We start from the raw sequence: 11,039 nt of genomic DNA, 5'->3' as shown, positions 1-11,039 counted from the left end.
CATCGGCATCACCGTCAGCGCACGCGGTACGGACCGCCGCACCGCCCTCGAAGACCTCACCCGGCGCAACGGCCTCGCCCTCGACCTCGTCAAGAGCTACGGCGACGCCGTCGAAAAACTGGAGACCGGCGCCTTCTCCATCAGCCCCGAACTCACCCGGCACGGTCGCGGCGACCGCGTCCGCGCCTACCACGGCCGCGTCCACCTCACCGCCGTACTCACCGACTTCACCGCACTGGGCGAACTCACCACCCGCCTCGCCGACCTCGAACTCACCCGCGTCGACGGCCCCTGGTGGTCCATGCGGCCCGACTCACCCGCCCACGGCGAAGTGCGCCGACAAGCCGTACGCGAAGCCGTCAAGCGCGCCCGCGAGTACGCCCAGGCCCTCGGCGCCGACCTCACCGCCCTCGTCGAACTCTCCGACCCCGGCGCCGAAGAGGCCCACCCCGTGCCCGTCGCCTACGCCGGCGGTTTCACACGCAGGGCAATGAGCTCCGAAATGGCCGAGGACGCCCCCGCCCTCGACCTCGAACCCCAGCGCCAGACCCTCCACGCCCTCGTGAACGCCCGCTTCATCATGACCCCGCCCGCGCTCTGAATGCTCATCAGAGCGACCCCCCGCACAATTCAACACTTGTCAATAACCTTTCATGCAAAGGTTGTTGGACAGTCACGCGCAGCCAATTGTCTACTGACTGGTAAGCCCTAGGCTCGACCTATGCGCCGAGCAAAAATCGTTTGTACCCTGGGCCCCGCCACCGACACATACGACCAGATCAAGGCACTGGTCGAAGCCGGAATGGACATCGCCCGCTTCAACCTCAGCCACGGCACCTACGCCGAACACGAGGAGCGCTACCAGCGCGTACGCAAAGCCTCCGACGAAACCGGCCGCAGCGTCGGCGTACTCGCCGACCTTCAAGGTCCGAAGATCCGCCTCGGACGCTTCGCCGAAGGACCCGTACTCCTTGAACGAGGCGACGAGTTCACCATCACCGTCGAACCCGTCGAAGGCGACCGCCACACCTGCGGCACCACCTACCAGGGCCTCGCCACCGACGTCACCACCGGCGAACGCATCCTCGTCGACGACGGCAAGGTCACCCTCGAAGTCACCGGCGTCGACGGCCCCCGCGTCCAGACCCTCGTCATCGAAGGAGGCATGGTCTCCGACCACAAGGGACTCAACCTCCCCGGCGTCGCCGTCTCCGTACCCGCCCTCTCCGAAAAGGACATCGACGACCTCCGGTGGGCCCTGCGCACCGGAGCCGACATCATCGCCCTCTCCTTCGTACGCAACGGACGCGACATCGACGACGTCCACCGCGTCATGCGGGAAGAAGGCCGCCACCTCCCCGTCATCGCGAAGATCGAAAAACCGCAGGCCGTCGACAACATCGACGAGATCGTCGCCGCCTTCGACGGCATCATGGTCGCCCGCGGCGACCTCGGCGTCGAAATGCCACTCGAACAAGTGCCCATTGTTCAGAAGCGAGCCATCAAACTCGCCAAGCGCAACGCCAAACCGGTCATCGTCGCCACCCAAATGCTCGACTCAATGATCGAAAACTCCCGGCCCACCCGCGCCGAAGCCTCCGACGTCGCCAACGCCGTCATCGACGGCACCGACGCCGTCATGCTCTCCGGCGAAACCAGCGTCGGCAAATACCCCATCGAGACGGTCAAAACCATGGGCCGCATCGTCGAAGCCGCAGAGGAAGACATCCTCGCCAAGGGACTCCCGCCCCTCACCGAACGCAACAAGCCCCGCACCCAGGGCGGAGCCGTCGCCCGCGCCGCCGCCGAAATCGGCGACTTCCTCGGCGCCAAATTCCTCGTCGCCTTCACCCAGTCCGGCGACACCGTCAAGCGCCTGTCCCGCTACCGCTCACCCATCCCGCTGCTCGCCTTCACACCCGACTCCGCCACCCGCTCGCAGCTCAACCTCACCTGGGGCGTCGAGACCTTCCTCGGCCCCCACGTCGACTCCACCGACGCCATGGTCGCCCAGGTCGACGAACACCTCCTACGCATCGGACGCTGCAAGAAGGGCGACGTCGTGATCATCACCGCCGGCTCCCCGCCCGGCATCGCGGGCTCCACCAACCTCGTCCGCGTCCACCGCATCGGCGAGGACGACACCGCCCCCGCGGAGTAACCCTCCCCGCACCGCAGGCCGCCGACCGCGGCACGGGCACAGGGCCCCCACACCCCCGGGGGCCCGACCGCGGGCCGTCAGTACTTCGGCCCCACATGCGCGTCCATCAGCGCGACGGAAGCACGCCTGGCGACGGAGACGTTGTACGGCCTCCCGTGGCGCGTGCAGTCCTTCCACTCGACGCCGAGGCGGTCGAGGGTGTCCGTGTAGAGGCGCCGGATGTCGTCCGAGACATTGGTGAACCAGTAGCGCGGATACTCGTACCGCTTCCGCTCACCGCCCACGACGCGCGTGGTCCAGTTCATGTTCCGGCATCCGTCGGAGTGAATCAGGCCCCGGACGAACTCCCATGGGTGCTCGTCGACGATGGTCTGCTGCCAGGGCTCCAGCGCGATCCGGCGTGTGTGCTTCTTGCCGGGCCCGTGCTGGGGGAAGAGGCACGGCCAGTGGCGGCCGTAGCTGGTCACCATCACGCAGCCTTCCCGCTGGAGGACGTAGACGGAATCCTCGGGGCGGACGGCCGTGATGGCGTTCTTGCAGAGATCGATCAGGCCCGGCCAGGCGTCGGCGCACGCGATGCGCAGGTAGTAGCCGCCGCTGCGGTGCGAGCTGATGCACCCGTCGCCAAGGTAGAGGCCCAGGAGGTACGAGTACGAAGCGGTATCGGCGGGAACTCCAGGTGCCGGCAGGCACCTTGGGCATGGTCCTGCCTGTCCGAGCACGCGCTTCGGCGACTCTGGTCGTGTCTGCCATTCACGGATCGCGGACCGGGATATGCCGGTCCGCAGGCTCACGGAGTTGAGGCTGTGGCCTTGGGCGACGAGTGTCAGAGCCTGCTCGCGGGTGTGGAGGTCGTACATACGACCCAGCCTGGCGCGATCTTGACCGCCCGGTGTTGGAGTGGTGTCACGTTCATGCGTTCACGTGAAGTTCGACCATTCGCCCGCGGCCTTCGAATCTAAGGAAAAGTGCCCCGAGTCGGACTCGAACCGACACTGGATGGGTTTTGAATCCATTGTCTCTGACCAATTGGACTACCGGGGCTAAGTGAATCGAAGGTTGATCTCGACCCACTGCGCGTCCACCATACCGCAGCTAGGTAGGCTCATGGAGAGCTGTACCTGCCGTGGAACGAGGAGCCCCGTGACCACCCCCGAGTCGCCCCAGCCCGTCGCCGACGACGACAACAAGTCGCACGTCCCGCCGCTGACGACCCGCGTCGTCATCGCCGAGGACGAAGCCCTCATCCGCCTCGACCTCAAAGAGATGCTCGAAGAAGAGGGCTACGCGGTCGTCGGCGAGGCCGGCGACGGGCAGCAGGCCATCGAGCTCGCTCGTGAGCACCGGCCCGACCTCGTGATCCTCGACGTGAAGATGCCCGTGCTCGACGGGATCTCCGCCGCCGAGAAGATCACGGAGGAGTCCATCGCCCCCGTCCTGATGCTGACCGCGTTCTCGCAGCGCGATCTCGTCGAGCGGGCGCGGGACGCCGGTGCGATGGCGTACCTCGTAAAGCCGTTCAGCAAGAGCGACGTCGTGCCGGCCATCGAGATGGCCGTCTCGCGGTTCACGGAGCTGAAGGCGCTGGAGAACGAGGTCGCGGACCTCACCCAGCGGCTGGAGACGCGCAAGCTGGTGGACCGGGCGAAGTCGGTGCTGCAGACGCAGTACGGGCTGACCGAGCCGGCCGCGTTCCGCTGGATCCAGAAGACGTCGATGGACCGCCGCCTGTCCATGCAGCAGGTCGCGGAGGCGGTCATCGAGGACGCCGAGGAGAAGAAGGCCGCGAAGGGCGAGTAGCGGCACGCCGCAGCGGCTCGGCATGACGGAAGAGGCCGCCCCCACACAGCGTGGGGGCGGCCTCTTCCGTCGTACGTACGGTCCGGTCAGTCCTCGCCGAGGTACGTCTTGCGGACCGACTCGTCGTGGAGCAGCTCGCTGCCGGGGCCGGAGAGCTTGATGGTGCCGACCTCCATGACGTGCGCCTGGTCCGCCAGCGAGAGGGCGGCCTGGGCGTTCTGCTCGACGAGCAGGATCGTGGTGCCCTGGGCCTTGAGCGCGACGATGGTCTCCATGATCTTCTGCATCATGATCGGGGAGAGGCCCATCGACGGCTCGTCGAGCATCAGGAGCTTGGGCTGCGACATGAGGGCGCGTCCCATGGCCAGCATCTGCTGCTCACCGCCGGAGAGGGTTCCCGCGGCCTGCTTCCGTCGTTCGCCCAGGATGGGGAAGAGGTCGTAGGCGCGCTGGATGTCCTTCTCGATGCCCGCCTTGTCCGTCCGCAGGAACGCTCCGAGCTGGAGGTTCTCGGTGATGGTGAGGCGGGGGAAGATGTGCCGGCCCTCGGGGGAGTGGGCGAGTCCGAGGGACACGATCTTGTGGGCGGGGACTCCGCCCAGCGGCTTCCCGTCGAAGGTGATGCGGCCGCCGGAGGGCTTGAGCAGTCCGGACAGGGTGCGCAGGGTGGTGGTCTTGCCCGCACCGTTGGTGCCGATGAGGGTGACGACCTGGCCGGCTTCGACGCTGAAGGAGATGCCCTTGACGGCTTCGATCTTGCCGTAGGCGACCCTGAGGTCCTCGACCTCGAGGAGAGCGGTCACTGGGTTTCCCCTTCCGGGCTGGTCTTGCTGGTCTTGCTGGTGGTGCCCTCGGCCGGGGTGGCTTCGGTGGCCTCGGCCGGCTCGGTGGCCGCGGCTTCCTCGGTCGCCTCAGCTTCCTCGGCTTCCTCGGTCGTCTCGGCGGTTGCAGCAGCCTCGGCGGTCGCGGCGGCTTCGGCGGCGTTCTCCTCAGCGGCGGCGGCCTCGGTGGCTGCCTCGGCTGCCTCGGTGGCCTCCGCCGCTCCGGTCGCCTCCGTCACCTCGGCCGGCTCCGCCTTGCTCGCCCCGGCCGCTTCCGCGACCGCTTCGGCGGCTTCGACCTCGGCGGCCTCCTCCGCCCCCGGTGCGCCTTCGAAGGGCGTACCGAGGTAGGCGGCGACGACACGCTCGTCGCCCTGGACGACGGCGGGTGTGCCTTCGACGAGCTTCTCGCCCTGGACGAGGCAGGCGACGCGGTCGCACAGGTTGAAGATGAAGCGCATGTCGTGCTCGATGACGAGTACGGCGATGCCCTGGTCCCGGATGGCGAAGATGAGCTCTTCGGTGACCCGGGTCTCCTGCGGGTTCATGCCGGCGGTGGGCTCGTCGAGGAGCAGCAGGCCCGGGTCGCTGGCGAGGGCGCGGGCGATTTCGAGCTTGCGCTGTTCGCCGTAGGGGAGGTTGCGGGCGAGGTGGTCGGCCTTGTTCTCCAGGCCGATGAACTCGAGCAGCTCCATGGCCCGCTTGTGCGACGCGGCTTCGGCCTTCTTGAAGCCGGGTCCGCGCAGGAGGGCGGACCAGAGGCCTTCCTTGGTCCTGGTGTGGCGTCCGACGAGGACGTTCTCCAGGACGGTCATGTTGGCGAAGAGCCGGATGTTCTGGAAGGTACGGGCGATGCCTGCCTGGGTGACGAGGTGGGGCTTGGGCGGCAGGACGGTGCCCTTGTAGGAGACCTTGCCTTCGGTGGGCACGTAGAGCCCGGTGAGGCAGTTGAAGAAGGTGGTCTTGCCGGCGCCGTTGGGGCCGATGAGACCGACGATCTCGCCGGCGTTGACCTTGAGGTCGACCGAGCGTACGGCGGTGAGGCCGCCGAAGCGCATGGTGACGCCGCTGGCGTCGAGGACGGCGGTGGTCTCGGGGGTCTGGGTGGTGTTCTCGGTGGTGGTCGTCATGTCGTTCACGCCCCCGCCTTCGTGATGCCGACGCCGGAGTCGGTCAGGCCCTTGTCCGGTACGTCGAGTTGGTCGGTCTCGTGGTACTCGAGCTGGGCGCGCCGGTTGGCGATGAGGCCTTCGGGGCGGAAGCGCATGAGGAGGATCAGCGCGATGCCGAAGCCGAGGAGCTGGTAGTCCTGGAGGAACTGCAGCTTGGCCGGGATCATGTACAGGAGCGTGGCGCCGATGAGGGGTCCGCTGATGGTTCCCATGCCGCCGAGGATGACGGCGGCGAGGAGGAAGGCGGAGTTCGGCGGTACGGGGCCCGCGAAGACGTACATCTCGGGGACCACGGTGCTCTGGACGTGTGCCTGGACGGTGCCGGCGAGGCCGGCGAGGGTGGCGCCGAGGGCGAAGGCGATGAGCTTGACCCGGAAGCCGTTGATGCCCATGGCGGTGGCGGCGGTCTCGTCCTCGCGGATGGCGACCCAGGCGCGGCCGATGCGGGAGCTGCCGGCGCGGCTGAAGACGAGGACCACGAGGATCATCGCGAGCAGCATCAGCAGGTAGTAGTTGGCGTACGACCCGAGTTCGAAGCCGGCGACGGTGTGGGATTCACCGAAGTCGTATCCGAAGAAGACCAGGTCGGGGACGTTCGGTACGCCGTTGGGGCCGTTGGTGACCTGGGGTCCGGACACGCCGTCGAGGTTGCCGACGGTGATGCGGAAGATCTCGCCGAAGCCGAGGGTCACGATGGCGAGGTAGTCGCCGCGCAGCCGCAGGGTCGGTGCGCCGATGACGACGCCGAAGATCAGGGAGACGGCGCCGCCGGTGAGGACGGATGCCCAGAAGGGGAACTGGACGTCGAAGGCGGATGCGGTGGTGCCCGACACCAGTGCGGCGGTGTAGGCGCCGACGCCGAGGAAGGCGACGTATCCGAGGTCGAGGAGTCCGGCGAGGCCGACGACGATGTTCAGTCCGAGTGCGACGGTCGCGAAGATGAGGATGTTGACCGCGATGAGGGTGAACTGGTCGGTGTTCTGGGTGAAGGGGAACGCCGCCGCGGCGACGAAGGCGGCTGCCACGGCGATGGAGCGGTACTTGGCCGTGAGCCCGGAGAGCCGTGCCATGAGGCCGGCCTTGAAGAGGGCGGCGATGGCGAAGCCGACGGTGATCATGTAGCCGGTGAAGAGTTCGGCGTACTCGGTGTCGATGCCGTACGTGACGACGTACAGGCCGATCGCGAAGGCGGCGACGATGATCAGGATCTCGGCCCAGGAGGCGAGTTCCTTGGGGCGCTGGGCCTTGCGGGTGTCGTCGGGGAGCTGGAACGCCGCGGCGACGGGGATGAGGGAGGCCACGGCCGCGACGAAGCCGCCGGGTTCGAGGTTGACGACGCCGCCGAGTTCGACGGCGATGGCGACGACCGTGAACCAGGTGGTGCCGAAGGCGCCGAGCGCGAAGAGGCGCAGGGCCTTGGTGGTGCCGGTGGGCGCGAGCCAGCGCAGGCCCTTGAAGTCCTGTGCGGCGAGGGCGTACAGGGTGGTGAGGAGGCCCGCGACGAGGGTGAGGACCTGGAGGCCGCCGGGGTATCCGTAGACCGTGAGGTCGCCGGGGAACTCGTCGGTGTAGGTCCAGGACATGAAGGTGCTGGCTACGGTGGCGAGGCCCCCCGCGGCGATGATCCAGCGGAAGAGGTCGGCGCGGGCGCCGGCGTCCGCGGTCGCCGTCTTGGCTGTCGTGGTGTCGGTTGTCATGGCTCTCACGCCCGATCCGCGACGCGCTCGCCGAGCAGGCCCTGTGGCCTGACGAGGAGCACGACGATGAGAAGTACGAATGCCCAGACGTTGGCCCAAGCGCCGCCGCCGAGCTGCTGCATCCCGGGAATCTCTTCGATGTAGGCGATCGAGAGGGCTTCCGCGAGGCCGAGGGCGACTCCGCCGACCATGGCTCCGTAGATGTTGCCGATGCCGCCGAGGACGGCGGCGGTGAAGGCCTTGAGTCCGAGGATGAAGCCCATCTCGAAGTTGATCTGGCCCTTGTCGAGGCCGTACGCGACGGCGGCGACGGCGGCGAACGCGGCGCCGATGGCGAAGGCCATCACGATGATGCGGTCGGTGTTGATGCCCATGAGCTTCGCCGTGTCGGGGTCCTGCGCGGTGGCCTGCATGGCGCGGCCGCTGCGGCTCTTGGCGACGAAGAGGCCGAGGGCGAGCATGCACGCGGGGGCGAGGACGAGGACGAAGGCGTCGGCGCGCTGGAGGTACAGGTTGTCGAAGATCTTGAACGACTCGCCCTGGAACTCGGGGAAGCTGCGCGGCTTCTTCGCGTCGGGGTAGAGACCCCAGACAAGCTGCTGGAGAACAATCGAGAGGCCGATTGCGGTGATGAGCGGGGCCAGCCGTGGCGCGTTGCGCAGCGGTCGGTAGGCGAAGCGTTCCGCGGCGGTGGCGACGGCGACGGCCGCGATGGCACCGCCGACGATCATGAGGGGAATGGCCACGAGAAGCGACGTTCCGCTGGGGAGCGCGATGTAGGCGGTGAGGGCGCCGAAGCCCCCGATCATGAAGATCTCGCCGTGGGCGAAGTTGATGAGCTGGACGATGCCGTACACCATGGTGTACCCGATGGCTATAAGGCCATACAGGGCGCCGAGGGCAAGGCCGTTGGCCAGCTGTTGCGGCAGTTCGTGCACCGCAGGGCCTCCGATGAGCTTGTCGGATATGACTCCGCGCGAGGGCGCTGTTGCGCCCTCGCGCGGTGTGGGTCAGGTTGTGCGGGTCATGCGGGTGGTGCGTGGGGCGGGGACTGTGTTGTGGATCAGTCCTCGAAGGTGGCGGACTTGACGTCCTTCCAGACCTTGCCCTCGACCTTGTAGACGGTGAGCTGCTTGTTCGTGGTGTCGCCGTACTCGTCGAAGGCGACCTTGCCGGTCACACCGTCGAAGGAGACCTTGGACATGGCCTCGACGACCTTGGCGCGGGCGTCCTCGGGCAGCTTGCCGTCGTTGGCGGCGACGACGGACTTGACGGCCTGGACGATGGCCCAGCCGGCGTCGTAGGAGTAACCGCCGTAGGCCGCGTACGGGTCCTTGTAGCCGGCGGCCTTGTAGTCGGCGATGAACTTCTTGGCCGTCGGGAGCTTCTCGACCGGGTAGCCGATGGAGGTCGCGAAGTCACCGTCGTTGGCCACACCGGAGGCGCTGATGAAGGCCGGGTCGTAGATGCCGTCGCCGCCCATGGTGGGGATCTTGGCGCCGGTCTTCTTGATCTGGTCGGAGAGCAGGCCGCCCTCGGGGTACTGACCGCCGAAGTAGACGGAGTCGGCCTTCGACGACTTGACCTTGTCGGCGGTGCTGGAGAAGTCGGTCTCCTTCACCGTGACGTGGTCGGTGCCGGCGATCTTGCCGCCGAGCCGCTTGAACTCGGCGGAGAAGATCGCGGCGAGGCCGGCGCCGTAGGTCTGCTTGTCGTCGACGACGTAGACCTTGCGCTTCTTGGCGTCGTTGTACAGGTACTGGGCGGCGAACTTGCCCTGCACGACGTCCGTGGCGGCGGTGCGGAAGTAGGTCTTGAAGGGGCGCTTGAGCTCGCCCTTGCCCCAGTTGTCACCCTGGCTCAGCGCCGGGTTGGTGTTGGCCGGGGAGACCTGGACGACGCCGGCTTTCTCGAAGACGCCCTGCATGGACTGGGCGACGCCGGAGTTCAGCGGGCCGACGGCTCCGATGACGTCCTGGTTGCCGACGAGCTTCGCGGCGTTGGCCTGGCCGGACTGGGGGACGGCCTGGTCGTCGAGGGCTTCGACCTTGAACTCGATGCCGGGGACTTCGTTGTTCTTGTTCGCGGTCTTGGCCGCGAGGTCCACGGAGTTCTTGATGCCCTGGCCGAGCGCGGAGAGGGAGCCGGTCAGCGGTGCGTCGACACCGATGACGACGGTGGTCTTCTTACCGCTGTCGTCGCCGCCCTTGTTGTCGTCGCGCGAACCACATGCGGTGAGAGTCAGTGCTCCGGTCGTGAGCGCTGTGGTGAGTATGAGCAAAGAACGGTGTCGCACGAAAGGTCCTTTCCCTGGCGCGGCCTCCTCTGCTGAGGTGCCGTGACGATCGCCGGGCCGTACTGGGTCAATACAGGGGCCGTGCAGCAGACGCGCCCGGCGGCGCGGTGACTGGCCGTGACTCTAGGCGGAGGTGGAGGGGTCGTGGAGGTGTGAAGTCAGGATGTGACTCTCTTGTTATGCCAAGGCCAACGCTGGGTAGGGCAGTGTGGACACATCCGCCGATAACCCCACCGGCGGAAGATCCCACATGCTGAGAACGCGCAGTTCCGCAATGGCGCTTGTTGCGATCATGGTCGCGGCGGCGGGGGGATGGCCGGAAGGCGTCGGCCGGATCGCGGACCGGCTCGGCGTGCGGCGGCGCCCATGCGTCAACGATGGCTTGCCGGTCACGCAGTGTTACGTCCGCGAGGTGCGGGTCCCAGGTGCCCGGCGTCCTCGTCGTCGTGCGTCCTGAAAGCGGGCGCGGGCGTCGCGCGGCGGGGGTGGGTGGACAACGGCCTTTCTGCCGCTGCCTGTTGGGCGGAACCGGCGGGCCGGGGCCGCCGCCGCTCAGTCGGGCGGGCGCCAGTTCTCCGAGTTGGCCGTGGCGCCGCCCCGGGAGGCGCATTCCCGCTGTGCGAGGCCGTCGACCCGTCGCAGGGCCGCCGCCATTCCGTGGCGCTTCGCCTCGGCGCGGCCTGCGGAAACGATCTGCTCGTGCAGGGCGTACTGCGCGTTGGACAGGCCCTTCTGTTCCCAGTCGAGTCCTGCCCACTTACCGCCTTTGAGTGTCTCTTTGGCCCAGTAGGAGACGAGTTCCGCGCAGATCTCCTCGGGTGAGGTCCTCTGCGGGGAAGGGGAGGGAGTCGTGGGCCCGGCGGCCGGACGGTCCTGCGAGCAGCCCGCGATCATCAGCGCGGCCAGGAGTGCGAAGGCGGTGCGCCTGGCCCGAGCGTGCGGTCCGGTCCCCATACGGGAACGCTAGGTCGTCACGATCTGTGACACAACAGGGCGGAGCGACGGCCTTGCGGCAGCTTCGCGACGGTGGCTGCGCGCGGGGGGAAACGTGCGCACCGTGGTGGGCAAGTGGGCCGGGAAGCAGGGGTGTTG

10 protein-coding genes and 1 tRNA gene are annotated in these 11,039 nt (G+C 67.8%); 3 read left to right on the top strand and 8 right to left on the bottom strand.

Features of this window, described 5'->3' with window-relative positions; translation table 11 throughout:
• A partial coding sequence (locus tag E2E34_RS25180) for an SIMPL domain-containing protein (RefSeq protein ID WP_138904205.1) occupies positions 1 to 601 on the top strand: 601 nt, incomplete at its 5' end.
• 120 nt (positions 602 to 721) lie between these two features.
• Positions 722 to 2,161: a pyruvate kinase gene (gene pyk, locus E2E34_RS25175; RefSeq protein WP_138904204.1), complete on the top strand. Its 1,440-nt coding sequence runs from the start codon at positions 722 to 724 to the stop codon at positions 2,159 to 2,161.
• 77 nt (positions 2,162 to 2,238) lie between these two features.
• On the opposite strand, the gene E2E34_RS25170 is transcribed toward pyk, so the two are convergent.
• Both E2E34_RS25170 and E2E34_RS25165 read right to left on the bottom strand, forming a co-directional pair.
• Entirely contained in the window at positions 2,239 to 3,021 is a 783-nt protein-coding gene (locus E2E34_RS25170; protein ID WP_138904203.1) for a helix-turn-helix domain-containing protein, read from the bottom strand.
• A gap of 109 nt (positions 3,022 to 3,130) precedes the next feature.
• Positions 3,131 to 3,205, bottom strand: a tRNA-Leu gene (locus tag E2E34_RS25165).
• 99 nt (positions 3,206 to 3,304) lie between these two features.
• Here E2E34_RS25165 and E2E34_RS25160 point away from each other — a divergent pair.
• Positions 3,305 to 3,961, top strand: a complete 657-nt coding sequence (locus E2E34_RS25160; protein WP_138895096.1) for an ANTAR domain-containing response regulator — start codon at positions 3,305 to 3,307, stop codon at positions 3,959 to 3,961.
• Positions 3,962 to 4,047: 86 nt separating this feature from the next.
• On the opposite strand, the gene E2E34_RS25155 is transcribed toward E2E34_RS25160, so the two are convergent.
• From E2E34_RS25155 to E2E34_RS25130, 6 genes are all read right to left on the bottom strand, one after another.
• Entirely contained in the window at positions 4,048 to 4,764 is a 717-nt protein-coding gene (locus E2E34_RS25155; protein ID WP_138904202.1) for an ABC transporter ATP-binding protein, read from the bottom strand.
• A complete protein-coding gene (locus E2E34_RS25150) occupies positions 4,761 to 5,912 on the bottom strand; it encodes an ABC transporter ATP-binding protein (protein ID WP_138904206.1) in 1,152 nt (383 codons plus the stop codon). Before E2E34_RS25150 ends, E2E34_RS25155 begins: the two co-directional genes overlap by 4 nt.
• A 5-nt stretch (positions 5,913 to 5,917) precedes the next feature.
• Positions 5,918 to 7,651 carry a branched-chain amino acid ABC transporter permease gene (locus E2E34_RS25145; RefSeq protein WP_138904201.1) on the bottom strand — a complete coding sequence of 578 codons (1,734 nt, stop codon included), beginning with the start codon at positions 7,649 to 7,651 and terminating at the stop codon, positions 5,918 to 5,920.
• Between the two features lie 5 nt (positions 7,652 to 7,656).
• Positions 7,657 to 8,589: a branched-chain amino acid ABC transporter permease gene (locus E2E34_RS25140; protein ID WP_138904200.1), complete on the bottom strand. Its 933-nt coding sequence runs from the start codon at positions 8,587 to 8,589 to the stop codon at positions 7,657 to 7,659.
• A 125-nt stretch (positions 8,590 to 8,714) separates the two neighbouring features.
• Positions 8,715 to 9,947, bottom strand: a complete 1,233-nt coding sequence (locus E2E34_RS25135) for a branched-chain amino acid ABC transporter substrate-binding protein (RefSeq protein WP_138904199.1) — start codon at positions 9,945 to 9,947, stop codon at positions 8,715 to 8,717.
• A 552-nt stretch (positions 9,948 to 10,499) separates the two neighbouring features.
• Positions 10,500 to 10,901, bottom strand: coding sequence for a hypothetical protein (locus E2E34_RS25130; protein WP_138904198.1), 402 nt, complete (start codon positions 10,899 to 10,901; stop codon positions 10,500 to 10,502).
• Between the last annotated feature and the right edge of the window lie 138 nt (positions 10,902 to 11,039).

It is taken from the genome of Streptomyces albidochromogenes (assembly GCF_005981925.1).
Taxonomy (GTDB): Bacteria; Actinomycetota; Actinomycetes; order Streptomycetales; family Streptomycetaceae; genus Streptomyces; species Streptomyces albidochromogenes.
This window is presented reverse-complemented; position numbering and strand designations above follow the sequence as displayed.

What these genes read in the sequence shown, in the direction of transcription:
- E2E34_RS25170 (WP_138904203.1), bottom strand. Translation starts at nt 3,021, where the DNA reads ATGTACGACCTCCACACCCGCGAGCAGGCTCTGACACTCGTCGCCCAA.
- E2E34_RS25130 (WP_138904198.1), bottom strand. Translation starts at nt 10,901, where the DNA reads ATGGGGACCGGACCGCACGCTCGGGCCAGGCGCACCGCCTTCGCACTC.
- E2E34_RS25145 (WP_138904201.1), bottom strand. Translation starts at nt 7,651, where the DNA reads ATGACAACCGACACCACGACAGCCAAGACGGCGACCGCGGACGCCGGC.
- E2E34_RS25150 (WP_138904206.1), bottom strand. Translation starts at nt 5,912, where the DNA reads ATGACGACCACCACCGAGAACACCACCCAGACCCCCGAGACCACCGCC.
- pyk (WP_138904204.1), top strand. Translation starts at nt 722, where the DNA reads ATGCGCCGAGCAAAAATCGTTTGTACCCTGGGCCCCGCCACCGACACA.